The organism is Chryseobacterium sp. CBo1, from assembly GCF_001693475.1.
Lineage (GTDB): Bacteria > Bacteroidota > Bacteroidia > Flavobacteriales > Weeksellaceae > Chryseobacterium > Chryseobacterium formosense.
In genome coordinates, this window is sequence record NZ_MAUH01000010.1 from 59,049 (window position 1) to 85,470 (window position 26,422).

A 26,422-nucleotide genomic window follows, 5' to 3' on the forward strand; every position below is an offset into this window, starting at 1 on the left:
GTGTATTATTTTGCAGTTTAACATAATGGCGCTCCGTAGGAGCGCTATCTTTTTATAAATTTGATGATGAAAAAATCTGAACTCAGAAAAAAGTATTTGGGAAAAAGAAAATCATTAACTGTAAATGAGATTTTTCAATTGTCGAATGAGATTTTTAAAAATTTCATTGATTACTTTAAACACTCTTCAGGGGAGAAAATCCACATTTTTATTCCTATTGAAAAGTTTAAAGAAATCAACACTCATATTTTTATCGATTACTTTTTAAGTAGAAATATCAGAGTTTTTGTTCCCAAAATTGTTGATACTAAACTAATCTCCGTTGAGATTTTTGCAGATACAAAATATGAAATTAATGATTGGCAGATTTCTGAGCCGGTTTCTAATGAAGATTCAGGGGTTTTAGATTTTCATTATGTGGTTACTCCATTACTTTATGCTGATAGAAATGGAAATAGGGTAGGCTATGGGAAAGGTTTTTATGATGGATTTTTCGAAACCATTTCAAAAGAGACAAAAAAAATCGGAGTTAATTATTTTAACCCCGATGAAAATATCGATGATGTCTGGGAAAATGATATTCCGCTTGATTATCTTGTTACGCCAACAGAAGTGCTGTCTTTTTCGGGAGCATCCGAATAAAATTTAATAAAGTAAAACTTGAATTCTTTATTTTTTTCTTTTGCTTTAGAAACCAAAGTATATTGTGCACTTCTTTCGAAGTTTCCGATTGATTTGTTTTTGTCGCCAATATATTCTACATTAAATTTGGCATAGTCCAGAGTATCTTTATCTTTAATCGATTTAAAGACATTAATGTTACTCACTTTTACTTTCTTTACTTTCAGGCTTTCAAGTTCTTTAAAAAGTCCCTGGAATGTTACTGAATCCGATTTTTGAAAATATTTTTCAATTTTAGAATATATAGCGGTGTCGATTTCGGTATTCTTGTTTCCGGAAAGGTAAAGCGTTGACAGATCGAGAACATCCTGCACTTTTTGCATGGTTATGGCATTTATTGCCTGTGCGCTGTCCATCTGAACACTTATGTTTTCAGTATTTCTAAGTTTTTCAAGATCGCTGATGCTGTTGGTTTCCTCTTTTTTGCATGCAATCATGATGATTCCTAAGAGTATCGTCAAAAACAAAATGTTATTTATTGTTTTCATGGCTTGAGATTTTAAATTTGATAGATACAATTTTGCCTTTCGCTTTTATCATTTCGATAACGTTAAGGTTCTTTAATGATGTTGTAGGTGTGGTTACCAGAGTAATATAGTCTTCTTTGTCTAAAGTTTCGAGTCCGTAAATATCGCTGTCGTATACCTGAGTAATGACGGCATTATTACTGATGAGGTTTTCCAGCTGTTTTCTTTTTTGTTTAATAAGCTGTTCCGAATTTTCTCCGTTAATATCTTTTATAGAGAAATAATACAGCGCCATTTTATAATCGTCGGGCTTTAGTTCTATTGTTTCTTCCTCAGGAGCATTTTCAAGATTTCTGTTAATTTCAAGATTTTCATAAGTAGTAGAACTTATTTGCATTTTCAATGTTTTGTCCTTGGTAGGATATCTGAAGCATTCTCCGGGCTTTATTCTATATAAAATCGGAGATTCATTTTCTTTAATTACCTTTATTTCGATATCCCTTTGTACGCTTAAATTTCTATCGGCGTCAGTAAAACAATACACATAAGTTTTCTGAAAAATTTCATCTTTAAATCCTAAAAGGCCTAAAAGCGTTACAAAAATTGCTGTTGCAGTAATCCAAGCTGTTTTTTGATAGCTCTTTTTAGGGTTTTTTATCGGGGTTTTTTGAGCGACTTTAGAATTGTCTGAATTTTTATTAATTGTCTGATTTTCAGTATTGTTTTTTTGTAAAACAATATTTTTTTGAGGCTGAAAATCTGTTTTTTGAGATGCTTCTTCTGTTTTTGGTAAGTTCAGGGCACTCGATATTGTTTTTTCAAGTTCTTTGATGTCTTTATCATCTAATTCCTGTTCATCGGTTAATAGTTCACCCGCAAAAAGATGGGTCTTTTTAAATTCATACCAAGAGTCGTAACCCGCATAAATGCTCAATAAATTAAGCATGTCAATACGCGGAAGTTTTGTAACCGGAGAAGATTTAAAATAAGTATAAAAAGACTTTTCACTGATGTTTCCTTTCGCTTTTTTTCGAAGGTCTTCCTGAAAGTAAATGATATCAATGCCTTTCCACTTAGATATTTCATCATAAGAAGGGGTGTATTCTTTCAAGTATTGAGCTTGAACGTCCTTTTTGAGCTGCTCAAAATGTAAAAGGTCTAAATCTGTCACTATTTAAAAAGTAGTTAAGTTTTTGATTATCAGTAATGTTTATTTGTAAAACTGTTTTACAAAGGTATTACAATTATTTTTCATAAACAAATTTTCTATCTGCTATACCTTTGTCTTGTTCAAATAACCGAACAGAGAAAAAGATTTTAAAAAACAATATTAACAAAATTAAATTTAATTTATTATGAAAAAGTCATTATTCGTAGCTGCTATCGCTGCTATCTCTTTAGTTGCTTGTAAGAAAGGTGAAGCTACAACTTCAACTGATTCAATCGAAGCTAACAAAGATTCAATTGTTGCTGATATCGATTCTACTGCAGGTGCTGCTAAAGATTCTATCACTGCTACTGCTGATTCAGCTAAAACTGAAGTTAAAGCTGCTGCTGATTCTGCTAAAACTGCAGTTAAGCACTAATCAGTTACGACTGAAAATAAAAGAACCGTTTCGCTTAGCGAGACGGTTTTTTTATGTCTGATAATCTGAAAATTATTCTTTCTTCTGCTTCAAAGATTCATAGCAGGTAATTGCTACTGCATTGCTTAGGTTTAATGAATCAATGCTTCCGCTCATCGGGATCAAGGTGTTTTGTCCCTTTTCATACCAGAAATCGCTTAAACCTGAATGTTCTGTACCAAATAAGACAGCAGAACGTTTTGTAAAGTCCCTTTTAAACAAATCTTCTGAAGTTTCATCCATAATGGTGGTGTAGATATTGAAACTGTTTTTTAGAAGGAATTCATGCACCTCTTTGTTTTCAGCCTGAAAAATTTCCATTCCGAAAAGGCAACCAACACTTGAACGGATTACGTTTGGATTATAAAAATCGGTCTTTCCGTCTGCAACGATCAATGCATCGATTCCGAAAGCTTCACAACTTCTTAAGATTGCACCGAGATTTCCTGGTTTTTCTACTCCTTCAACGATGATTATCGTGGAGTTTTCTTTTGGCTTAAATGAGTTCAGACTTGCTTCTTTTGTTTTGTAAACGCCGATGATGCCTTCTGAAGTTCCGCGATAAGCAATTTTCTCGTAGATTTTCTCGCTTACAAAATGAGTTTTTTGTTTTGGAATTTCTCCTTTGAAAATACTTTCGCAAAGGAAAAACTCAAGAGCTTCGAAACTGTATTTTTGGGCTCTCTCATTTTCCTGTTGTCCTTCCACAACGAAAACTTCAGATTTTTTTCTGAAGCGGTTGTCCGTTAAAAGTTTGGTAATATATTTTATTTTTTCGTTCTGGAAACTCTCGATAACCATGATTGATCAATTATGAATGATAATTGATGCAAAAATAACTTTTTAAAAATAATTTATCGATAATAATAGAATACTGCTATTCAAAATCAATTGTCAAAGAAGATTTAATCTCCAATAGTGTTATCCAAATGATTGTCAGAATGATCGGTCAGGCTTTGCGGAAGTTCTTTTTTATTTTTAATTCCAAGTTCTTTCATTCTTTCCGCTTGTTTGATTAAGTTATCTCTACCTGAATATAATTGTCCATACGCATCATTATATACATTTTTTGCCTGATCCAGATTTTTTCCTACTTTTTCTAAATTTTCTATGAAACCTACAAATTTATCATACAGTTTTGCTCCTCTTTCTGCTATTTCCATGGAGTTTTTGTTTTGATATTCACGTTTCCAAAGATCGGCAATCAGTTTTAAGGAAGTGATCAGATTGCTTGGGTTTAATAATAAAATACGTCTGTCGTACGCAAAATTCCAGAGGTTCTGATCGGCTTGCATTGCGGCAATATAAGCTGGCTCACTCGGAATAAACATCATCACAAAGTCCAAAGATTTACCGTAATCGTCATACGCTTTCTGGCTTAGTTGATTGATGTGGTTTTTTATGGAAGACAAGTGCTGATTCAGTTTGATCATATAAACATCCTGATCGGTTTCATCAACCAATTCTGTAAAAGCAGTGAGAGAAACTTTAGAATCAATGATCACATTTCTTTCGTCCGGATATTTTACAACAGCATCCGGTCGCATTTTTTTACCTGAAAACTCCGAAAACAAAGCTTTATTATCTTCATCGCGAAGTTCATACTCCAGAAAATATTCTCTGCCTTTTACCAGCCCTGATTTTTCAAGAATGCTTTCTAAGATCATTTCGCCCCAATTTCCCTGGGTTTTGCTTTCTCCTTTTAAAGCTTTGGTTAATTTTTTAGCATCATCAGAAATCTGCTGATTAAGTAAAGCGAGCTCTTTAACTCTTTCGCCTAATGAGAATCTTTCCTTGTTTTCTTTTTCGTAAGCTTCATTAACTTTATTTTTCAGATCGTTGATTTTCTCCTGAAAAGGCTCAAGAATATTTTTGAGGTTGTTTTGATTTAATGTAGTAAATTTTTCCGTTTTTTCCTCTAAAATTTTATTTGCCAGATTTTCAAATTGCAGTTTACCCTCTTCCTGAATTTTTTTAATTTCTTCTTTCTGGTTTTTTAAAGATTGGTTCAGGGTTTCGTTTTGAGCCGATAGTTCGGAGTTTTTGATAAATAATTGCTGTCTTTCGGCAGAAATTTTTTCCAGTTGAATGTTTTGATTCTGAAGAAAATTGTTTTCCGTAGAAATTTTTGAAAACTCATTTTTAAGATCATCCAAATGATCAGACTGTTGCAGGTTTTTGTCTTTCTCTGTCGCTATGATCTGCTTGAGTTCATCAATTTTAATATAAAGATTTTCCAGATTGGTTTTGTTCTGAATGTTTGAATTGTTGACATCATCAAAAGATTTTCTTGAAACCGTATTTGATTTCAATACAAAATAAACAATGACAGCGCCGATGATTCCTCCGGCAAAACATCCGATGATGAGATAGGTGATTTCCATTTTTCAAAATTACAAAACAAAGAATGATTTTTATTTGTGGTTTGCCGTAATATCTGAAGAATTAAATCATTTTCGTCTGTTCTAAAATTTCAATATTCTTCACCACATGATTACTCTCGCATTTTTTCAGCTCTTTGGCTAAAGCTGATGAAAGTAGTTTGGGATTTAAAATCTGTGAAGCCACTTTTGCCGCTGCATAATCTACGATATTGATAACCGAATCTTTCAGGAAATTAGGAGTGCTGGAAGCAATAACTGCAGTTGCCCAGGAAGTATCTCTGGCTTTTGAAATGGCAAAATCTAAAACAGCATTATCCTTACCGCTGGAAAGTTTGTCGATAAGATGTACAGGATAACATATTTTGTTTAAAGAATCCTGAACATTCTGATTTATCGAAGCAATCACCGAATTAATTTTTTCAAAATCAGTTTTAAGAGGGTTGATTTTTCGATATGGCATAATCGATGCGGCAGAAATTCCCAAATCCAAATTGATATGTGCATTCATCCCAAGAAAAATATGCTGAAGAATCAAAAACTCTTTGTTTTTAGCTGCTTCAAAAGCTAAATACCACGAATTGCTGCATTTTTTACCGGTCGAATAGTTTTCCCACGCTTCCAGATAACGACTTGCGAAAGCAATGTCGAGTTGTGTCATTCTTGGATTGTCTTCAAATTTTTTCTGCTGAATTCCTTTTAAAACCTGTGCGGTCATAATTCTGTAAGTACAAGCAAAATACCCGACCGGACTTTGATTGGCTTTACTCCAAACGATAATTTCGTCTAATTTTTTCAGAACTTCTTCGATGGTTTTCATTGGGTTTTAGTTTTAATTAAAGATAAGAAAAAACCTCACAGATTTGCGAGGTATATTATTAAGGATTCTCTTTAGAAATTTCATCATGATGTTTCAGATACAACGGCAAAGCTGCGGAACCGTACCACGGAAATATTTCATAACTGAAAATTCCTGCAGCAACGGCAGGATCTGTTTTTACCCAGGATTCCGCTTCATCTTTTGATTTGGTATTGAAAATAAACATTCCGCGGTAATCACGCTGATTTTTTTCTAAAAACGGACCAGCAACGGTAATCTTTCCTTCTTTGGCTAGTTTACCGATGTTTTCCATGTGGCCTTTCATCAGTTCTGCTTTTTTTGTTTTGTCATCAATTTTTGCAGTTCCGGTTGTAAGCATGACGATAGTATATCCTTTCATGCCATATTGATCTGCGCCTAAAGAATCTGCTAACTTTTGATTGTAAGCCATTTTTTGACCGGAAGAATTTCCATCTTTTCCGGGCTTTCCATTTTGAGCTTTCGTTTGAATCGAGCAGGAAATTAAAGTAATGATCATTCCGCTGAGTAATAATAAGTTTTTCATCATTGTAATTTTTAATGTTTTTTGGTTAAAAAGAAATATTGCCAGACTTCCATCTTCTGTCTTCGAACTTCCTGCTAATCTTTGATTCTTAAAAATTCTTTTGCCAGTTCAATCATTTTCGGATCGCCGGTGTATTTTCCGTGCTCATCCGAAAGTTTTACGGTAGGAATCCATTCTTTGTTCGGAGCCTGAACGCCAATTAATTTCATAACGATATTCATTGGTTTTAAACCGACATCATTAGTGAGATTCGTGCCTATTCCGAATGAAACACCGATTTTTCCTTTGCAGTATGAAGTAATTTCTTCTACTTTTTCAAGATTTAAAGCATCTGAGAAAATAATGTATTTAAATAAAGGATTAATGCCGTGACGCTGATAGTGGGCAATCGTTTTGTCTGCAAATTCCAGAGGATCACCACTGTCATGACGAACTCCATCAAATAGTTTTGCAAATTTTTTATCAAACTGCTGGAAAAAAACATCGGTTGTATAAGTATCTGAAAGAGCGACTCCCAAATCACCCCGGTAAACATCTACCCAGTGTTCTAAAGCTAATTCGTTCGCCATTTTAAACCCATATTCTGCAGCATGAAACATAAACCATTCGTGCGCATGAGTCCCGATTGGTTTTACACTGTATTTCATTGCGAAATGTACATTTGAGCTTCCAATAAAAGTAGATTCCTTTTTCTGTGTCAAGGCTTCCATGACTAGATTTTGTACTTTGTGAGAATGTCTTCTTCGGGTTCCGAATTCTGCGAAAGTAACGCCCAATTTATTTAAAGAATCTGCTTTCTCAAGAGTTTTGCTCATCACCACTTCATTGGAGTCTCTTTCCATGTGATTCATTTCATAATGGAGCTCACTGATTAAAGCCAATAACGGAACTTCCCAAAGAATTGTTCTGTACCAAAGTCCTTCAACGGTCACTGAAAGATCATTCCCGGTTTGCACTATTTTTACTTCAGAAGGATCATAATGGTACCCTTCAAGAAAGTCTAAATAAGGTAAGTCTAGATAAGGACAGGTTTTTGCTAAAAATTTTTTCTCATCTTTAGTAAGTTTAAGTTCTGCCATTTTGTTGACAATTTCTCTTAGTGCGTGATCAAATCCTTCCGGAAAATGATGTTTCCCGCGATTGATAAATTCATATTTTACAATCTGGCTTGGGAACAATTTTACCACGGCGTTTTGCATCGTGATTTTATAGAAATCGTTGTCGAGAATAGAGTTAAGGTGAATGTTTTGCATATTGTGTAATTTTAACGCAAATTTAAATATTTAAAAATAAAAATCGTCTAAATGTAAGACGATTTTTGAAATAATGTAAATTTTACTGCGGTATTATTTCCCAAGATATGAATTGTACATCCACACTTCTTTTTCCTGCTCTGTGATGTAATCGCTCATCTGAGAGTTTGTTCCTTCATCTCCTGCTTTGTCTGTAATATCTAAAAGTTCTCTCTGTAAATCGATCACCACTTTAAAAGAGTTTAAAATGATCTCAACACTTTTATTGCCATCGTTTACTTCTTTGCTTTCTTTAATGGTAGAAACGGTAAGGTATTCTGAATAATTGTGGGCAGGAGTTGCTCCTAAAGTCAGAATTCTTTCTGCGATTTCGTCAATTTTTAAAACTAGGCTGTTATATAGCTCTTCGAATTTTGGATGTAGGGTAAAGAATTGTTCTCCTTTAATATTCCAGTGTGAGCCTCTTGTGTTTTGATAAAAAACAGAATAGTTAGCTAAAAGTACGTTCAGTTTTTCTGAAATGTTTTTGCAGTCGGCTTCATTTAGGCCGATAATGTTTGCATTTTTCATAAGTTTATTTTTTATGGTAACAAATTTACGGAGCTTCTCGCTGAAGGCTCTTTAAAACTAATAGTTTAAAACTATTTTCATGAAAGAATATTTATGTTGTTATCAATCACAATGCCATTTTGAGATTAAATAAATTTTAAATCAGGGCAATATTTATTTATAACTACTTGTAGATTAAAAAATTATTATTACTTTTGCACCCTAAAATAAAAGCAATTAAATGCCTACTATTCAACAATTAGTTAGAAAAGGAAGAGTCGCACTTACCAAGAAGAGTAAATCGGCTGCCCTTGATTCTTGTCCACAAAGACGAGGTGTATGTACGAGAGTATATACTACCACTCCTAAGAAACCTAACTCTGCACTTAGAAAAGTTGCAAGGGTAAGACTTTCAAACGGTAAAGAAGTTAACGCCTATATCCCGGGCGAAGGACATAATCTTCAAGAGCACTCGATAGTATTGGTACGCGGGGGGAGAGTAAAAGATTTACCAGGAGTTCGTTATCACATCGTAAGAGGTGCATTAGATACTGCTGGAGTTAATGGTAGAACTCAGAGAAGATCTAAGTACGGAGCTAAGAGACCTAAACCAGGACAAGCTGCTGCTGCACCTGCAAAAGGAAAGAAAAAATAATCATTAAATAAGGTACAGAAACAATGAGAAAGACAAAAGCGAAAAAAAGACCGTTGTTACCAGATCCAAAGTTTAATGATCAATTGGTAACTAGATTCGTAAACAACCTAATGCTTGACGGTAAGAAGTCAATCGCATTCAAAATATTCTATGATGCATTAGATATCGTAGAAACTAAAAAAGGAGAAACTGAAAAGACAGCCCTTGAAATCTGGAAAGATGCATTAACAAACGTTATGCCTCACGTAGAAGTACGTTCTAGAAGAGTAGGTGGAGCTAACTTCCAGATTCCTATGCCAATCAGAGCGGATAGAAAAATTTCTATGGCAATGAAATGGTTAATTAGCTACTCTAAAAAGAGAAATGATAAGTCTATGGCTTTGAAATTGGCTAATGAAGTTGTAGCTGCTTCAAGAGAAGAAGGTGCAGCTTTCAAAAAGAAATCTGATACTCACAAAATGGCGGAAGCTAACAAAGCTTTCTCACACTTTAAATTCTAATCTGAAATGGGTAGAGATCTTAAATTTACAAGAAATATTGGTATTGCTGCGCACATTGATGCAGGTAAAACTACCACTACAGAAAGAATTTTATTCTATACAGGGGTAAACCACAAAATTGGGGAGGTTCACGATGGTGCTTCTACAATGGACTGGATGGAGCAGGAAGCAGAAAGAGGTATTACTATTACTTCTGCTGCGACTACTTGTTCTTGGAACTTTCCAACAGATCAAGGAAAAGCTTTACCAGAAACTAAACCTTACCACTTCAACATCATCGATACACCGGGACACGTTGACTTCACAGTAGAAGTAAACAGATCTTTGAGAGTATTGGATGGATTGGTATTCTTATTCTCTGCAGTAGATGGGGTAGAGCCTCAGTCGGAAACAAACTGGAGACTTGCTGACAACTACAAAGTTGCGAGAATGGGATTCGTAAACAAAATGGACAGACAAGGTGCTGACTTCCTTAACGTGGTAAACCAGGTTAAAGATATGTTAGGATCAAATGCAGTTCCAATCGTTTTACCAATCGGTGCTGAAGAAGATTTCAAAGGTGTAGTTGACTTAATTAAAAACAGAGCGATCATCTGGGATGAAGCTGGACAAGGTGCTACTTTCGAGGTAGTTCCAATTCCGGAAGATATGAAGGATGAAGTTCTTGAATACAGAGAGAAATTAGTAGAAGCTGTTTCTGAGTATGACGAAACTTTGATGGAGAAATTCTTTGAAGATCCGGATTCAATTACTGAAGAAGAAATCAATGCTGCATTGAGAGCTGCTACTATCGATTTATCTATTATCCCAATGACTTGTGGTTCTTCGTTCAAGAACAAAGGAGTACAGTTTATGTTGGATGCAGTATGTAAATACTTGCCTTCTCCATTGGATAAAGATGATATCAAAGGTACTGACCCAAGAACTGATGCTGAAATCACAAGAAAGCCATCTGTAGATGAGCCTTTCGCTGCATTAGCATTTAAAATTGCTACTGACCCGTTCGTGGGAAGATTGGCATTCTTCAGAGCTTACTCTGGAAGACTAGATGCAGGTTCTTATATCTTGAACACTCGTTCAGGAGATAAAGAAAGAATCTCAAGAATCTATCAGATGCACGCTAACAAGCAAAATCCAGTAGAATATATTGAAGCTGGAGATATTGGTGCAGCGGTAGGTTTCAAGTCTATCAAAACTGGTGATACAATGTGTGACGAGAAAAACCCAATCGTTCTTGAATCTATGGTTTTCCCTGATCCGGTAATTGGTATCGCTGTTGAGCCTAAAACTAAAGCTGACCAGGATAAAATGGGTAACGCTCTAGCTAAATTGGCTGAAGAAGATCCTACGTTTACGGTAAGAACTGACGAAGCTTCTGGACAAACGATCATCTCTGGTATGGGTGAGCTTCACTTAGATATCATTGTAGACCGTATGAAGAGAGAATTCAAGGTTGAAGTAAACCAAGGACAACCTCAGGTAGAGTACAAAGAAAACTTAACAAAAGTTGCCAGCCACAGAGAAGTTTACAAAAAGCAGTCTGGTGGTAAAGGTAAATTTGCTGATATTGTATTTGAACTAGGACCTGCTGACGAAGGTAAAGTTGGTTTAGAATTCATCAATGAGATCAAAGGTGGTAACGTTCCTAGAGAATTTGTTCCTGCAATTGAAAAAGGCTTTAAAGCTGCAATGAAAAACGGTCCATTGGCTGGTTTCGAAGTTGAAGGTATTAAAGTTACTCTTAAAGATGGATCTTTCCACGCGGTGGATTCTGATGCTCTTTCTTTCGAAATGGCTGCAAAATTAGGATTCAAAGAAGCGGGACGTGCTGCTAAACCAGTAATTATGGAGCCTATTATGAAATTGGAGGTTGTAACTCCGGAAGAATATATGGGTAACATCATTGGTGACCTTAACAAGAGAAGAGGTACGATCAGTGGTCAGGAAGAAAAGAACGGTGCTGTTGTAATCAAAGGTTCAGTTCCACTTTCTGAAATGTTTGGATATGTTACAACTCTAAGAACACTTTCATCAGGAAGAGCTACTTCTTCTATGGAATTAGAGAAATACCAAGCTACTCCTCAAAACGTTGCTGACGATATCATCGCAAAAGCAAAAGGTTAATTTTTTAAAGTACAAGAAATGTCACAAAGAATCAGAATAAAACTTAAATCTTACGATTACAACTTGGTAGACAAGTCTGCTGAGAAAATCGTAAAAACGGTAAAGGCTACTGGTGCTGTTGTAAACGGTCCTATTCCATTGCCAACGAACAAGAGAATCTTCACAGTGTTGAGATCTCCGCACGTAAACAAGAAAGCTAGAGAGCAGTTCCAATTATCAGCTCACAAGAGATTGATGGATATCTACTCTTCTTCTTCTAAAACTGTAGATGCTCTAATGAAATTAGAACTTCCTTCAGGAGTTGACGTAGAAATTAAAGTGTGATAATTGAGCCTTTGGGCTTATCATCTTAATATAAATCCCTTTTCGAAAGAAGAGGGATTTTTTTGTTTAAAAAATATTCTATGTAAATTATTATTCAGGATAATTATTAAGAATTTTATATATAGTCAGTATAATGTGTAAGTTCTTTGTAATCAGTTATTAATAAATGCTTTTTTTGTGTTTTCTGAAGAATTATTCCTTATATTTGAGTAGGATGCTTATCGAAAATAACGGTTTTCGAAAATTGAATATATCTACTCATATAAGTCTATAAAACACATTTACAATGATTTTTAAGTATCAAAATTTTTTCATTATATTTCTTTTAGTTTGTATAACAACTAATTGTTTTTCCCAAAAATTAACAATAAAAAAAATTGACAGCCTTTGTAAGATACTTGAGGATAATGATGCGTTTGTTAATTTAGGGCATAAAAAAATCTTACAACTGTCGAATGATGTATACATCAATTCTAAAAAAAATAATTACGAGCGAGGTCAGTTAATCGCTCTTAAAAAAATAATTGAAACTGACTTCAATACCAATCAGTTGAAAGATGCTGATAGTAAGATTCCTGAAGCTATACAACTTGCAGAAAAGCTAAATAATACACAGAAACTAGTTTCTTTAATAGACTATAAAGCGAAATATTTAATCCATTTAGGATTTTATAAAGAAGCCAGAGAAAAATTGAATCTTGCACTTTCTCTAAGTACTAAAATATCGGATAAGGATAAAATGTATATTATGAGGGCTTCAATTTTTAATGATATAGGAAGTGTATTTGAAGAGCTTTCGGCTGAGAACAAAAATAATTTAGATTCATTATATTATTACGTTGATAGGGCATATGTAGAAGCTAAAATGATTAGTACTAATAATCCCAAAAGAAACAGATTGGTAGCACAATATGCCCGAGTGAATGGTGCAAGCTTATTGTACGCAGGCAGGTATGATGATGCAACAAAATATTTTGCAGAAGCTGAAAAACTTTTGCTTAATGAAAAAGATACAAGATACATTGTGCCTGTTTACAGATTCCTAGGTGAAGTGGAATATAAAAAAAACCATTTAGAAAAGTCTATAGACTATTTTCAAAAAGCGATTGTGCTTGCAGAAAAATCTGAGTATTATACGGAATTGGTTTTCTTATATCCGGCTATAGCCTCTCCATATAAAGATTTGAAAAATTTTGAGAAATCAACTTATTATTTGAATCTAAGCAGAAAACTCAATGAGAAAATCGAACTAGAAAAAAAATCAAATGTTGAAAAAGTAAGTATTGAAAATAATAAAGAAGAAAAAAAAGAATCTCAGCTGGAACTGTATATTTTAGCAGGGCTTATGATAGTAATAAGTATTGCATTAGGATTATATCTTAGGTTTAAATTAAAAAATAAAAAAACAGTCAATACTTTTGAAAGTAAGCAAAAGAATATTATTGGCGACAACAATGCAGATAGTATAGAAGATACTGATAAACATCCTCTAAAAAATATTGATGCTGAACAAATTAAATACTTAATAGACCTAGCTCGTAATAACGATGAGTCTTTCTATTTGAAATTTTTAGAAGTATTCCCTTATTTCAATAAAAAACTTCTGTCGATCAGTCCTAATCTTTCAATGTCAGACCTTGAGTATTGTGCTTTGATTAAGCTTGATTTCAATACCAAAGAAATTGCTCAGGCAAAAGATATTTCTATAAGGACTGTTGAAAGCAAAAAATACCGACTTCGCAAAAAGCTTAATCTTCCCGAAGATATTAAAAATATTAACAGTTGGTTTTCTGATTTTTAATAGTCTATCATTTCAAAATCCTTTTTTTCTTAAAAAAACTCCTGAAAATGTCTTTTTGAAGTGTACCTGAAGTACTGTTTGCGTGTATTTTGGGCATATTTGAAGTGATAATCATAAGCATTCTTTCTTTTTTAAAAGATAGACCGGAATATCTTTGTCGCCATATCATACAATTATGATTACACTATAAAGCAATCATTTTAAGATTGTTTTATCTTTTATTTTTCAAGTTGGTATTGGGTTATTTGCTGAGAATTTATTTTAATTCTTTAGAATATTCATGAATGAACAATGAGATCTTGAGAATAAACAGTTCTTCTTAACAAAGAAAGGGAGGCGTTATTAAAAGAAGTTAAGGAAATATGAAATTATCTCTATTCGTTTTACTTGTATTATTTAGCTATAATCATGCACAGACTGTACTACTAAATGAGGATTTTGAAAGCTACCCAGATTTTACCATTACCAATTTTGGACAATGGACGAATCTTGATTTAGATCAACTCAATACAACTACAACAATTGGTGGTAATCCTTCTCCACCATTAAATTGGGTAGCAACCTGGCCAAATGCTGGTGCAAAAATGTCATACCAGATTTTTAATTTTTCACAATCTAACGCAACAAATGATTTTACGGGTGCTACAGGAGATATACGAAATTTTAATCCAAGAAGTGGGCAGAAATATGCTGCTTGCTGGGCTGGGAAGATGGTACAGTCTTTTCAGGGAAACGACGATTGGCTTATAACTCCTCCAGTTACTTTAGGATCTTCGAATAATCAAATTTCACTATATCTCAAAAGTCTTTCTAGTTCTTATGGGGATGAGAAATTTCAGATAGGTGTTTACTTAGGTACAGGAAATCCCGTTACTTCTAATGATTTTACAATTATAAATACTCCTCCCTTTCAACAGGTTACCCAAAACCTCAACATCGATAATAATTGGAGGAATTTCATCTATAATTTGGATGCCTACTCAGACCAAACGATTAGAGTAGGTATTCGATGTATTACGCAGGAAGCTTCTGCTTTGTTGATAGATGATGTGAAAATTACAACATCAACAGTATTTATTTTGGGTGTTTCTGATCATTTAGTAACAGATGAAGTTATTATTTGTCCGAACCCGGTAAGAGATGTTTTAAACATTATGACAGATAAAATAATCTGCAATGTTCAGATATACAGTACAGATGGTAAGTTCCTAAAAGCATCTTATGATAAAACAATTGATGTCAGTGAATTTACTAGTGGAAATTATCTGGTTAAAATTTTATTGAAAGAAGGAAAACAAATTATACAACAGATTATAAAAAAATAAAAAGACAACTAATCAAATTTTAAACGCAATGAAAAAAAACTTTTTTCTTCTGCTAATCCCTTTATTGATGGTTTTTAGCATACAAATTAGTGGGCAATGTGCCTCCACAGGCAGTGTCACGGCAACTATTTCTACAACAGCAAATACCTGCGCGGGAAATGGCAAAATCACAGCTGCTTTTAGCAATGTGGCAAATACAACTATTCAGTTATTGAAAGGAGGAACAATATTACAATCAGTAATTGCTCCTACAAGCCCACATACATTTACAAATTTACAGCCTGGTATAGACTATCAGGTAAAAATCGTATGTACAATTGATAATAGTATTGTATATTCTAATAATACTAATATTACGGTTACAGATAATTATGTACCCATAAGTAATGCAAACATTTCAGTTTCGAATGTTTGCACTAATTTTACTCCAGGAGGAACGATAACGGTGAATGGCGTTACTGGAGGAACTGCTCCTTATCAATATTCGATCATTTTAAATAATAATTCAGGGTATGATGATACATTAAGTTCATATTCTGCCAGTCCCTCTAAAAATGTATCTTCATTTGGTACATATCAAATCCGTATCAAAGATTCTTGTGGAGGTTTCAGTACTTTTTCGAGAACTATTTCCCCCAACCAAGATCCTGTTAGATTTTATTGGAGATCAAAAAAAATATGCGGTTCCAATCAGGTGCAAGGTTCTATTTGGTATGCTTATAACCATTCAACTGGGGGTAGTTTAAGTGAATCAGATTTAATGCCAACAGGCATCAAATTGAAAATACAATCCGGAAATGCTTCTGGTGCGGTACTTTTTGATGGTGTCTATACTGCAGGTAATCCTTTTACGTATACTGAAAATACATCCCATATCTATTATGTGACTGCAACTAATGCATGTGGAGCATCGGTAAGTTACACACACAATCTTTCCAATCTAACGGGTGGAAATCCGGAATTTTTAAATTTTATACCGACAGCTACCACTAGTGGCTGTGGAATTAGTGAAACTGAAACCTTATCTATTGATTTTTCTGAACAATATTATTGGAATTTCCCTCTTCTAATTGAGGTGAAAAATTCATCTGGTGTTACTGTACATACAACTTCAAACTTCAATGGAGCCACATGGACTTTGTCAGGGCTTCCTCTTGACACTTATACGATTATTGTTTATAACTCTTGTTCCCCTTCAGGATCTGTAACGAAAATAGTAAATAATCCCGCAGCTGCAGGACAGCCGGTTTTAACATTATATCAAAAAACAAAATGGAAATGTGAAGGTGGTGCAATGGCGCTTACTCAAACGGGAACAACACAAGGAGTCATTGCTATTTCAGGTTATTTTCCAGATGCAGATAATGCTGTTGTAACTATTACTTCCGGGCCATCCAATGTCGGAGTACAAGCGATACGTGTGGACAATCAATACTGGGGGTGGACTAATTTAGCAATAGGAACTTATACGGTTTCGTACACTAGTTGTGGTACATCTCATACAGGAACTTTTACAATAGAAAATAATACAGATGTTTTAGATCAAAGTCTCATGTCTACAGCGGTTTCTACATGTAATAGCGGAGGGAATATTAGTTCTGTGCGTGTTTATGACGGGGCGTATCCGTCGATTGTTGAATTATTAAATAGTTCAGGAGTTGTTGTAGCCTCAGATGCTATTGGTAATTTTAATAATATCGCACCAGGAACTTATACAACAAGATTAGCTATACGCCCTTGTGATATGCCATCAAAATATTACTTTATTCCTGGTAGTACGGTCGTTATCAGTAGTCAATCATCTGGAGCCTCAATTACTTCTGCAGTCGGTGTTATTTGTGAAGATGCATCCGGTAATCCACTTTCCACAGGATCAGCTTACATTGACTTAATTGGCGTAGCTCCATATACAGTAACATATAGAGTTCAGGGTTCCGGTTCAGCGTATACCACAATTAACACCTCAAGTTCAAGCATACAGATCAATAACTTAATTGCAAATACTATTTATGAGGTCAATTTATTAGATTCTTGTGGTACTAATGCAGCGTCATCTGTTCAAGTAAAAACAATGGGTACTTTGGCCGCAAATAATACAAGCCAGCCTTGTGTAGGTTCTCCATATACTTTATCGATGCCTCATTACGCTGGAGCAGCTTATGAATGGACAGATTCATTAGGGAATGTCATTTCAAATACGCGCACTTATACATTTGCTAATTATTCGGCATCTAATAACGGAACATATACATGCAAGATAACTTGGAGTGCCTGTGTAACAAGATATGTAAATGTAATATTAAACAGCACACTTTGTGGACAACCCATTGGCATGTGTGGTGTTTTGGATAGTGACGCTGACGGTGTTTTGAATTTTTGTGATTTAGACGATGATAATGATGGTATTTTAGATACCAATGAATGCAACAGCGTAGAAAAAGTTGTCAATGGTAATTTTGGAACCGCTACGGTAGCAGACTGGACAGGCTGGACAAGAAGCGGGACTGTAAATGGTTGGGTAAAAAGTTCCGGTTTTGCGGCAGAATCTAGTAATGATACTTCCGGCACCTCTTTACTGACGCAGACGGTTACAGGTTTGGAAATCAATAAAACCTACACCCTTACTTTTCGTGTAATGGCAGTTTCAACTGAGCCCAAAGAAAATACATTAAATTTTTCTATTGGTGGAATTAATTATTACAGTCAAACAGCTGCATCGATAACAGCGGAAGCGGGAGGTAATTTGGTTTTTGTTACTAAAAGCTTCGTATTTACACCCACTACAACCAGTACAGTAATTGAATTCCTTTCAACAGTTTCAGGAACGGGAGTATCTGGCGATGATGTTTTGGTAAGGGATGTAAGTATTCTAACTTGTGAAAAAGATACAGATGGAGATGGGGCTGATGATTATTTAGACCTAGACAGTGATAATGACGGTTGTTTAGATGCCATAGAAGGAGGAGCCGCTATTACATCATCACAACTTGTGAGTGCAACGGGAACGGTGTCTGTAGGAACCGGATCTTCTGCGAGTAATCAAAATTTAGGTAATACAGTAAATGCCAATGGAGTTCCCACTATTATAGGTGGTGGTCAAACGGTAGGTGATTCCTCAAATGCAGCTGTTAATTCATGTTTCTGTTATAAGCCCGCTGTTACAGATGGAAATACATATCCTGCCAAACACGGTATTACCGCTTTAGGAAGAGCAGGCGCAGAAAGTGATAACTGGCCAATGGTAAGACAAAGCGCATGGACAGTTTTAGAAGCAAAAACAAAAGGTTTTGTTGTAAATAGAGTAGTTTTTGCGAACGCAGACAATAACCCGGCTACTCCGGATGTACCCACAGGAATTTCTGCAGCCAATTTTGTTGAAGGAATGATGGTATATGACATCACAAACAAATGTTTGAAAGTTTATACTTCTAAAGATGGAGGAACTTCTTTCGCTTGGTATTGTATGACTACTCAGGCTTGTCCTCAATAGTGAAATTATTGAATTAAAAATTTTATTTAAATCTAAGACAATGAAAAAAATATTCATATTCATATTATCAACAATATATGCCTGTAGTTTTTCGCAAGTGGCTATTGGTAAAGGCAGTGTTACTAATACTTCTGTCTCTTTAGAATTTGAAACGGATAATAAAGGTATGGTTTTACCTTGGGTTACAACAGCAGCGGGAGTTACCGGCGCAGTAGACGGAACTATCATATATGACGTTACCGATCATAAAGTGAAGTATAGAACAAATGGTTCTTGGTTTGACCTGAGCGTAGATACAAACGGAACGGCAAATACAATTTTGCAAGATTCTAAAACAGAACTGACCAATGCAAAAGTTGCCATCGGTACGAATGCAGCAATAGATGCTACTCCCGGAATTCTGGTGCTTACAGATGCTGATAAAGCTATGATTTTGCCTAAAACTACACTTCCACACCTGAATGTTAAAAATCCTGCTGCAGGAATGATTATTTATGATACTGCCAATAAGCAGCTGGCCGTTTTTAACGGAACAGTTTGGAGTTTTTGGAAACCATAAATTTTGTTGACTTAATTTTTTTCCCAACTTCAATTCTTCAAATAAATTTAGGATAAGTTGAGTAAACACAATTTTATCATAGCGTGACTTTATTTTTCCCTTTTCGACAGAAAAGGGATTCTTTATTTTTCAAATAAATAGTATTATGTATTGCAAGGTTCTATTTAATTTATATCTTTGCTGAAAATAACTGACATGAAAAATATATTAATACTTTTACTGTTGATAAGCATCACATTATCCGGACAAACACATCGGTTCATCTATGAATATCATTACAAGATGGATTCCACCAATACCGATTCCCGAAAAACAAGTATGGTTTTGGATGTAAACCCGGAAGATGTAAAATTTTATAATTACGATTTTGTGCTTACAGATTCAACAAACAAAACCAAAGGGCAAAACCATATGATCTGGGATGATACACCTGCAGTCACAAGAAAGAGAAATTCTGATATTAATGTAAATTATATCGTTTTGCAGAATATGTTTTCTGTAGAGACTGAAGATAAGATCAATTGGAATCTCCAAAACGAAACCAAAACTTCCGGAATTTATTCTTTACAAAAAGCAACCTCCAAATTTGGTGGCAGAAACTGGACTGCATGGTTTACTAAAGATATTGCCCTGAATGAAGGACCTTATAAATTCCGTGGTTTACCGGGGATGATTTTCGAAATTTATGATGATAAAAATAATTTTAAATTTTCACTGGTTAAAAGTTATAAACTAAATAAAACATACGAAACTCTAGGTATTTTAGAAAATTTTGGAGGTCAGAAACCGGTCAAAATCCCGGAGAGCAAGCTAAAAAAAATGATGCTCGATCATTACAATGATCCGTTGCATGAATTTAAAGAACATATTAAAAACAATACAGATCCTACTGCCCGTTTTATGGTGATGGGGATTGAAGTAAAAAGTCCTGATCAGATGAAAGAATTGTCGGAAAAAGTGCAGGACAACATCCGTAAAACCAATAATCCTATCGAAATAGATAAAGCCATCAGATATCCTGAAAAATAGAAATTAACTCTGCTGAATTCGGCGGAGTTTTTGTTTCTTTACGATAAAGTTTTACTAATGTCAAATTCAGACAAAAGCATTTTCGAAAGATTTGCCAATTGGGCAACCAAATTTACAGGAAGCTCTTATGCATTCATCAGTGCAACTGCTATTGTAGTGATTTGGGCCCTTACCGGTCCTGTCTTTAATTATTCCGAAACCTGGCAACTGGTTATCAATACAGGAACGACGATCATTACTTTTCTCATGGTTTTCCTGATACAGAAATCCCAGAATAAAGATTCTAAGGCCATTCAGATTAAACTCAATGAACTGATTGCAGCCAACGAAAAAGCAAGCAACCGTATCGTAGATATAGAAGATCTTACAGAAAAAGAGCTCGATCAGTTACATTGTTATTACGAAAAACTGGCAGATTTTGCAGAAGATGATGAAGATATTCACGCTTCACATTCCATTGATGCCGCGAAAAGAAACCAGGATTATAAGCATGACTTTTTCAAAAAGAAACATGAGGAATGGCTTCTGAAACAGGAACAAAAAAAGGAATCGTAATGATTCCTTTTTTTATTTAAAAACTATTTCTTCATAAAATAGTCGAAATAAGTACAGCTTCCCAAAAGTTCCCTCGCCGTTTCGGTGTTTGAAAATTGGGATTTTAGCTGAGTAAAATACGTTCGGTATTTCTGATTTTTCAGGTCGCCCATTTGTTTTTCGTGAGCGTCGTTTTTCTCAGACCATTTCGGATCGGCATAATCGATATTGGCTTGATGCTTGGCTTCATACTGATAATATTTTCCCTGTTCCGCACTTGCCATCTGGAAAAGTATTCTCGCTTTCTGTTCTCTGTCGGCAGCCAGGTCAAATGCTTTTTTATAATAATTGATGGCCAAATCAAAATTATCCGGCTCAATAAAAGTCGTGTAGGTGAAATTTTTATAATAATACTGATACGGATTTTGTCTTTCCGTTGCCCAAAAATCATATTTACCTCCATTGCTGTTATCGACATCCATTACAAAAAGCTGTCTGTAATATCCGAGAATTGAGGTGTTGTACATTACATTTCCGATAAGCTGATTTGCTTTAGCGGCTTTTGCATCTTTTCCGGTTCCAATTTTTTTAAGCTGAATCAAAGCATCGGCTAATTCAAGTTTATTCATTTTGGGTTTGATAAAAGGGAAGGCAGAATAATCATCAGCTTTCATACTTTGTTCATCAGGACTTTGGAAACTCTCCCAAACATTATGACCAAAAACAAGATTCGGGATATTGTTGTAGCCATCATAATTACTTCCGTCATAAACCAGCTTTTCGTAATTTCCGGTTTCAGGATTGTATCTTTCATAGTTCTCTCTAGGAATTCCTGAAAATTTTAATGCCTTTTGATAATAAGCTTTAGCTTTATTAAAATCTGCCATTCTCATCGCTCGGTCACCATAAATGTCGGCAAAGAATGCATCAATATTTCCTACATTATCAAGATTTTTAGCAATAATTTGCTGCTCAAACTGGGTCTTATCTGGTTTTCTGTAAAACTCTTCAACACTTTTTACCAAGCTTGAATTCGGATTGTATTGTAAGTCGGAAAGTTTATTATTCATCAGGAAAGATTTTCCGTCTTCACCCTGCAGAAAATAACGGTTTGCCAAAACATCTTTCAGAAATTCGGCAGTCGATGGAGCTTCACCATAATAATCGTATTCGGTAATTTCCGTGCTGTCTTTTTTTACAGGTTCTTTTTCAATAAAATATTCAGCATAATCTTTCATCAGATGATCTTCATACTCTGCGTCGATCTTAGGTTGGGAAACAATGTCATTCAGAACCTTCATGCGCTTGATTTCTTCAAGATATTCCGGATTGTTGGTTTTGATGTCTGCTAAAATATCACTGCTTTCTTCATAATCTTTTTTAAGGAACTTTAAATAGGCATCGGCAATCTGCCAATATTCATCTTTAGACTTCTCTTTAGTTTTAGCTGTGAATTTTTCGAGGTCATCGATAAAATCTTTCTGATTTTGATCTTCAGACCAGTAATAAGAATTGTTTTTAACAAACGTCGGAATTCTGTCCGGATTTTCAAACAGCTCGTCATTACTTTGATAGGCTTTACTGTTCGCCTTGTCAGATTTTTTTCCACCAAAAAGATTTTTAAAGAAGAGAACGATTTTCTGCCAGAAACTCAGTTCTTTTTTCTTGACTTCAGTTTTCTGAGCGGTAGAATTGTTGTCTTTTTTATCCGAAGTCTTGTTAGAATCTTTTGAAGCATAATAATAAGTCGGAAGATAATTTCTTTCCAGCTCATTAATGCTTCTTGCAGCCATCACTTTCAGAATTTCAGAATTCGGGTCGACTTCAAACATTTTTTCCATCATCGGAATCGGATTGGTAAAATCTTCATACCCCAAAAGAAAATATGCCATATTTTTCTCATCATTCGTTCCTGCTCTTTTCATAATGTTGTTGAAAGAAGCAGAATCCGAAAGTTTCATCGAAACAAAAGAAGATTCTTTACGGCTTTTTGAGTTCATAAAAACCTGAAAGAAATTCCAGTTGGCCTCATTTCCCAATTGAAGTCCTCTCTGAGCTCCGGCTAACTGGTCAAGCGCCATATAATAAGGTGCACCCTTTAATTTGATCGACTGAACATAGGTTTTGAAAGCCTGAACTGCCGCATCATAATTTCTGGTATAATGATTAAATCTCACCAACTGATAACCGTAACGTTGCTTGATTTCAGGATTTTTCGCTGCATTGTATAACGAAGTTAATGCGGAAATGGTTTTATTGTAATCTAATTGCGTCGCATTTTTATCATTTTCATTTTCCCGATAATAAAAAGAATCTGCACCTTCCACAAAATTAATTCTCATGTAAGGCTCGAGATATTTAGCTTCAATTAAATAATCTACCGCTTCTCTGTATTTAGCATAAAAGCCAGTTCCTAATTTTTTTAAAAGTTGATTATTAGGGTTTCCTTTTTTTAAAGCATTCAGATCATTCAGGCTGATTTTGTTCACAAGATAATCGGTTTCAGCATAGCTCATCTGATTGCCAAAAAATTTTCTCCATGATTCAATATTTTCATCAGGAATTTGTGAAGACTTAAAATCGGTATAAAATCTTGATGAGTAATTATGTAAAAAAGGAAGATAAGACTTGTCTTTGATGATGCTTTGCGTGAAAAGATTGAAATAATCATGGTCGGGATCGGACCAGGCGCAAGCTTCAGTTTTCGTAAAGAAAAACGAAGCGACAGCAAGTGAAATGATATACTTTTTCATATTGATTTAGGTGTTTTGTTTTTAAATTTTAATTCCCACAGGTTTCACAGAATTTGCACAGGTTTTTTATTCGAATCTGGAACTTCCAGCATCTGTCTTCCAACTTCCATCAGAAAATCCGTCCTTCCACAAATTTACTATCTAATTGATAATATATAATGTTATAAGTGTCGATTTTTTTATCTAAAAACTGAATGGCATTTTCAAGCTGTTTCTTAGATATTTCTTCAACTTTAATTTTGAAACCTTTATTGAGGAAATTCCCAAAATAAAATCCGTCTTTCAAAATTTCAACCTCATTGTCGGAAATCTTTTTGAAATCACGACTATTTAAGTCTTTTGTAGAAAGTGCATTGATTAGTTTATGTTTTCCTAAATGATTAGTCACAATTCCCCATGAATAAATCGGAAGTGCAACTTCAATCTTTTTAATCGGATAGTCTTCCAGTTTTGATAAATAAGATTTCAGAATATTCAAGTCTAAAATTGAATTTTTATCTGAATTTTCCAAAGGCGAAGAAGTGGAGTAGCACATCAGATATACTTTTTCAACGGGCGGAATTCCTGTGAGGTTTTTGTCCTTTACCTGATGAAGTCGCAAAGTGCAGGTGATTTTTTTTCCAGAATTTTTTTTCAACTGTTTTAAAAATTCAAAATAGTCGTCTCTTGTTCCTGCCGTCCAGTCGCAATCAATTTGTATTTCCTGATTAACTTTAAGATGATAATCTGCAATTTTCTTTTTGATTAAATCATTTACTTTTTTTGCCAGAAACGATATTTCTTCTTTCTGTATATTAATAAAACTTCGGTTGGTTATGAAAACGGTCGGAACAATTTCTTTTTCTGTGTTAAAACTTTTGTCTTTGGTAATGACGGCAATGGGTTCAAATTTTCCGTCTACTTTATCAACATCAAAAAATCTTGTGTACAAAAAAGGAACATTGGCTTTGGTTAGAACATCTTTCTCTATATTGTTAAATTTGAGATTCGTCTTCCAGTAATAAAATGTGTAGGGATGTTTTTCTTGTTTGGTGCACGAAATAATAAATAGAAAAACTAAAAGGTAAGATATGGCTTTCATTATTTGTAAAGAATACTTTCACATGAGCAATTGATTTCTGCCATTTCGGAAACGGGACAACAATCATCAGACTTTTTTATATTTCCTTTTTCGTCGGTAAGATAGATTTTTTCTTTGTTAAATTTAACGTAGAAGGTTTCGTTATAGGTTTTGAAATGTACCTTCATTACGTTTGGATTGTATTTCCCGGCATTAATTTCTTCTTTTGTTTCTTTTCCGTCTGCCTGATTAATCTGCAGAAAACCGAAATGCACGTTTCCGTTTTTCTTTACATCAAGATAATAAGCCGGTGTTCCGGAACCACTTGCTCCGTCTTCGATATTAAAATCTCTCTTTCCTGTAAAAGGAATTTGGGTCTGTGAAAATAATGCTGCACTGAAGCAGAACATGATGATGGTGAAAATAGCTTTCATAGATCTTTTTTCTCAAAATTAAAAAATTATTCAGAAGAATTTCATTTCAAAAATGATGCAAATCTGCTAAATGATTAAAAATCAAAATATTTTACATGAAATATTTGTCAAATTAAATTTTATTCATAAATTTGCACACTCATTTTAGGGGAGGAGTATGCCTAAATTCAAACTTAGTAATTACTTGAGTGCCCGAAAAATGACAGTGAACCCAAGAAAATTTTATAACATATTATATAAATAATGTCAGGTATTATTGGTAAAAAAATCGGTATGACATCTTTGTTTAACGAAGAAGGAAAGAATATTCCTTGTACAGTTATTCAAGCTGGTCCGTGCTCGGTTTTACAGGTCAGAACCATTGAAAAAGACGGTTATAAGTCAGTTCAATTAGGTTTCGATGACAAGAGTGAGAAGAACGTTGGTAAAGCGTTAGCTGGTCATTTCAAAAAGGCTGGTTCAGCTCCTAAAGCTAAGTTGGTAGAATTCTACAGAGAATTCGTAGACGAAGTAAAAGTAGGAGAAGAAGTAAAAGTTGATTTGTTCTCTGAAGGGGAATATGTTGACGTAACAGGAACTTCAAAAGGTAAAGGCTTCCAGGGTGTTGTTAAAAGACACGGATTTGGAGGTGTAATGCAGGCAACTCATGGTCAGCACAACAGACTTAGAGCTCCAGGTTCTATCGGTGCTGGATCTGACCCTTCAAGAGTATTCAAAGGGATGAGAATGGCTGGAAGAATGGGAGGTAAGCAGGTAACTGTACAAAACCTTCAAGTATTAAAAGTGGATCAAGAACAAAATCTTTTAGTAGTAAAAGGTGCTGTTCCGGGAGCTAAAAATTCTTATGTAATTATCAGAAAATGGAACTAGTAGTATTAAATACATCAGGAAAAGAGACCGGAAGAAAAGTAACTCTAGACGAAACAGTATTCGGAATTGAGCCAAATCAGCACGCGGTTTACTTAGAAGTGAAGCAGTACCTTGCAGCACAGAGACAAGGAACTCATAAATCAAAAGAAAGAAGCGAAATTACTGCTTCTACTAAAAAACTTAAGAAGCAAAAAGGATCTGGATCTGCTAGATATGGTGATATTAAATCTCCAACTTTCAGAGGTGGAGGTAGGGTATTCGGACCTAAGCCAAGAGACTACAGATTCAAATTGAACAAAGCTCTTAAGAGATTAGCTAAAAAATCTGTTCTTTCTCAGAAAATGAGAGATAACAGCATCAGAGTTTTAGAAGATATGAGCTTAAACGCTCCTAAAACTAAAGATTTCATTACATTATTGGATGCTTTGGCATTGAACGGTAAAAAATCTTTGTTTATTCTTCCTGAAGCTAACAAGAATGTGTATTTATCTTCAAGAAACTTACCTAAAACTAAAGTAATGAACTTCAACGAAGTAAGTTCTTACGATATTGTAAATGCAGGTGAAGTTGTGTTCTTCGAAGGTGCAGTAGAAAAATTCCAGGAAAATTTAAAGAAATAAATC

General features: G+C 34.6%; 25 protein-coding genes. 14 read left to right on the forward strand and 11 right to left on the reverse strand.

Translation table 11 applies throughout. From position 1 onward, the window contains the following. Positions 1-66: 66 nt before the first annotated feature. Positions 67-642: a 5-formyltetrahydrofolate cyclo-ligase gene (locus BA768_RS07845; RefSeq protein WP_083206608.1), complete on the forward strand. Its 576-nt coding sequence runs from the start codon at positions 67-69 to the stop codon at positions 640-642. On the opposite strand, the gene BA768_RS07850 is transcribed toward BA768_RS07845, so the two are convergent. Both BA768_RS07850 and BA768_RS07855 read right to left on the reverse strand, forming a co-directional pair. Then, the gene (locus tag BA768_RS07850; protein ID WP_065720324.1) at positions 591-1,169 is read right to left on the reverse strand and encodes a hypothetical protein; all 579 of its coding nucleotides are present in this window, start codon (positions 1,167-1,169) and stop codon (positions 591-593) included. The two genes, BA768_RS07845 and BA768_RS07850, sit on opposite strands and share 52 nt — an antisense overlap. Beyond that, positions 1,153-2,319: a hypothetical protein gene (locus BA768_RS07855; protein WP_065720325.1), complete on the reverse strand. Its 1,167-nt coding sequence runs from the start codon at positions 2,317-2,319 to the stop codon at positions 1,153-1,155. The genes BA768_RS07850 and BA768_RS07855 overlap by 17 nt, the downstream gene beginning before the upstream one ends. 184 nt (positions 2,320-2,503) lie before the next feature. On the opposite strand from BA768_RS07855, the gene BA768_RS07860 reads away from it, so the two are divergent. Beyond that, positions 2,504-2,734 (forward strand): hypothetical protein, encoded by a 231-nt coding sequence (locus BA768_RS07860; protein ID WP_034677984.1) that lies wholly within the window; start codon positions 2,504-2,506, stop codon positions 2,732-2,734. Between the two features lie 72 nt (positions 2,735-2,806). Here the strand turns inward: BA768_RS07860 and BA768_RS07865 are convergent, their stop codons facing one another. The 6 genes from BA768_RS07865 to BA768_RS07890 form a co-directional block, all read right to left on the reverse strand. Beyond that, complete coding sequence (locus tag BA768_RS07865) at positions 2,807-3,574, reverse strand: TrmH family RNA methyltransferase (RefSeq protein ID WP_065720326.1); 768 nt, start codon at positions 3,572-3,574, stop codon at positions 2,807-2,809. Between the two features lie 104 nt (positions 3,575-3,678). Beyond that, positions 3,679-5,157 (reverse strand): DNA recombination protein RmuC, encoded by a 1,479-nt coding sequence (gene rmuC / locus BA768_RS07870; RefSeq protein ID WP_065720327.1) that lies wholly within the window; start codon positions 5,155-5,157, stop codon positions 3,679-3,681. Between the two features lie 61 nt (positions 5,158-5,218). Next, positions 5,219-5,974 carry a DUF5995 family protein gene (locus tag BA768_RS07875; protein ID WP_065720328.1) on the reverse strand — a complete coding sequence of 252 codons (756 nt, stop codon included), beginning with the start codon at positions 5,972-5,974 and terminating at the stop codon, positions 5,219-5,221. Between the two features lie 58 nt (positions 5,975-6,032). Then, positions 6,033-6,539 (reverse strand): YciI family protein, encoded by a 507-nt coding sequence (locus BA768_RS07880; RefSeq protein WP_123947081.1) that lies wholly within the window; start codon positions 6,537-6,539, stop codon positions 6,033-6,035. A gap of 74 nt (positions 6,540-6,613) precedes the next feature. Further along, positions 6,614-7,792 carry a nicotinate phosphoribosyltransferase gene (pncB, locus tag BA768_RS07885; RefSeq protein WP_065720330.1) on the reverse strand — a complete coding sequence of 393 codons (1,179 nt, stop codon included), beginning with the start codon at positions 7,790-7,792 and terminating at the stop codon, positions 6,614-6,616. Positions 7,793-7,885: 93 nt separating this feature from the next. Further along, positions 7,886-8,362, reverse strand: a complete 477-nt coding sequence (locus BA768_RS07890) for a Dps family protein (RefSeq protein ID WP_034677990.1) — start codon at positions 8,360-8,362, stop codon at positions 7,886-7,888. A gap of 220 nt (positions 8,363-8,582) precedes the next feature. Here BA768_RS07890 and rpsL point away from each other — a divergent pair, with 220 nt between their 5' ends. The 10 genes from rpsL (at position 8,583) to BA768_RS07940 (ending at position 20,703) form a co-directional block, all read left to right on the forward strand. Further along, the gene (gene rpsL / locus BA768_RS07895) at positions 8,583-8,996 is read left to right on the forward strand and encodes a 30S ribosomal protein S12 (protein ID WP_031503575.1); all 414 of its coding nucleotides are present in this window, start codon (positions 8,583-8,585) and stop codon (positions 8,994-8,996) included. A gap of 23 nt (positions 8,997-9,019) precedes the next feature. Beyond that, complete coding sequence (gene rpsG / locus BA768_RS07900) at positions 9,020-9,496, forward strand: 30S ribosomal protein S7 (protein ID WP_034677991.1); 477 nt, start codon at positions 9,020-9,022, stop codon at positions 9,494-9,496. Between the two features lie 6 nt (positions 9,497-9,502). Continuing rightward, positions 9,503-11,620 (forward strand): elongation factor G, encoded by a 2,118-nt coding sequence (gene fusA / locus BA768_RS07905; protein ID WP_034677992.1) that lies wholly within the window; start codon positions 9,503-9,505, stop codon positions 11,618-11,620. Between the two features lie 18 nt (positions 11,621-11,638). Continuing rightward, the gene (gene rpsJ / locus BA768_RS07910; RefSeq protein ID WP_002661363.1) at positions 11,639-11,944 is read left to right on the forward strand and encodes a 30S ribosomal protein S10; all 306 of its coding nucleotides are present in this window, start codon (positions 11,639-11,641) and stop codon (positions 11,942-11,944) included. Between the two features lie 286 nt (positions 11,945-12,230). Then, on the forward strand, positions 12,231-13,745 hold the full coding sequence (locus BA768_RS07915; protein ID WP_065720331.1) for a LuxR C-terminal-related transcriptional regulator: 1,515 nt from the start codon (positions 12,231-12,233) through the stop codon (positions 13,743-13,745). A gap of 362 nt (positions 13,746-14,107) precedes the next feature. Beyond that, entirely contained in the window at positions 14,108-15,070 is a 963-nt protein-coding gene (locus tag BA768_RS07920; RefSeq protein ID WP_034677995.1) for a T9SS-dependent choice-of-anchor J family protein, read from the forward strand. A gap of 28 nt (positions 15,071-15,098) precedes the next feature. Continuing rightward, positions 15,099-18,560 carry a hypothetical protein gene (locus tag BA768_RS07925; RefSeq protein WP_065720332.1) on the forward strand — a complete coding sequence of 1,154 codons (3,462 nt, stop codon included), beginning with the start codon at positions 15,099-15,101 and terminating at the stop codon, positions 18,558-18,560. A 40-nt stretch (positions 18,561-18,600) separates the two neighbouring features. Beyond that, a complete protein-coding gene (locus BA768_RS07930) occupies positions 18,601-19,119 on the forward strand; it encodes a hypothetical protein (protein WP_034677997.1) in 519 nt (172 codons plus the stop codon). 195 nt (positions 19,120-19,314) lie between these two features. Beyond that, positions 19,315-20,148 carry a GLPGLI family protein gene (locus tag BA768_RS07935; RefSeq protein WP_065720333.1) on the forward strand — a complete coding sequence of 278 codons (834 nt, stop codon included), beginning with the start codon at positions 19,315-19,317 and terminating at the stop codon, positions 20,146-20,148. A gap of 57 nt (positions 20,149-20,205) precedes the next feature. Further along, positions 20,206-20,703 carry a low affinity iron permease family protein gene (locus BA768_RS07940; RefSeq protein ID WP_065720334.1) on the forward strand — a complete coding sequence of 166 codons (498 nt, stop codon included), beginning with the start codon at positions 20,206-20,208 and terminating at the stop codon, positions 20,701-20,703. 23 nt (positions 20,704-20,726) lie between these two features. On the opposite strand, the gene BA768_RS07945 is transcribed toward BA768_RS07940, so the two are convergent. The 3 genes from BA768_RS07945 to BA768_RS07955 all read right to left on the reverse strand — a co-directional run bounded on the left by BA768_RS07945 (position 20,727) and on the right by BA768_RS07955 (position 24,929). Next, positions 20,727-23,435, reverse strand: coding sequence for a hypothetical protein (locus tag BA768_RS07945; protein ID WP_065720335.1), 2,709 nt, complete (start codon positions 23,433-23,435; stop codon positions 20,727-20,729). A 109-nt stretch (positions 23,436-23,544) separates the two neighbouring features. Next, positions 23,545-24,516, reverse strand: coding sequence for a hypothetical protein (locus BA768_RS07950; protein WP_065720336.1), 972 nt, complete (start codon positions 24,514-24,516; stop codon positions 23,545-23,547). Continuing rightward, positions 24,516-24,929 carry a hypothetical protein gene (locus BA768_RS07955; protein ID WP_034678006.1) on the reverse strand — a complete coding sequence of 138 codons (414 nt, stop codon included), beginning with the start codon at positions 24,927-24,929 and terminating at the stop codon, positions 24,516-24,518. Before BA768_RS07955 ends, BA768_RS07950 begins: the two co-directional genes overlap by 1 nt. A gap of 243 nt (positions 24,930-25,172) precedes the next feature. Between BA768_RS07955 and rplC the strand changes: the two genes are divergently transcribed. Continuing rightward, entirely contained in the window at positions 25,173-25,799 is a 627-nt protein-coding gene (gene rplC / locus BA768_RS07960; RefSeq protein WP_034678007.1) for a 50S ribosomal protein L3, read from the forward strand. Beyond that, positions 25,790-26,419, forward strand: a complete 630-nt coding sequence (gene rplD / locus BA768_RS07965; RefSeq protein WP_034678010.1) for a 50S ribosomal protein L4 — start codon at positions 25,790-25,792, stop codon at positions 26,417-26,419. The genes rplC and rplD overlap by 10 nt, the downstream gene beginning before the upstream one ends. Positions 26,420-26,422: the final 3 nt, after the last annotated feature.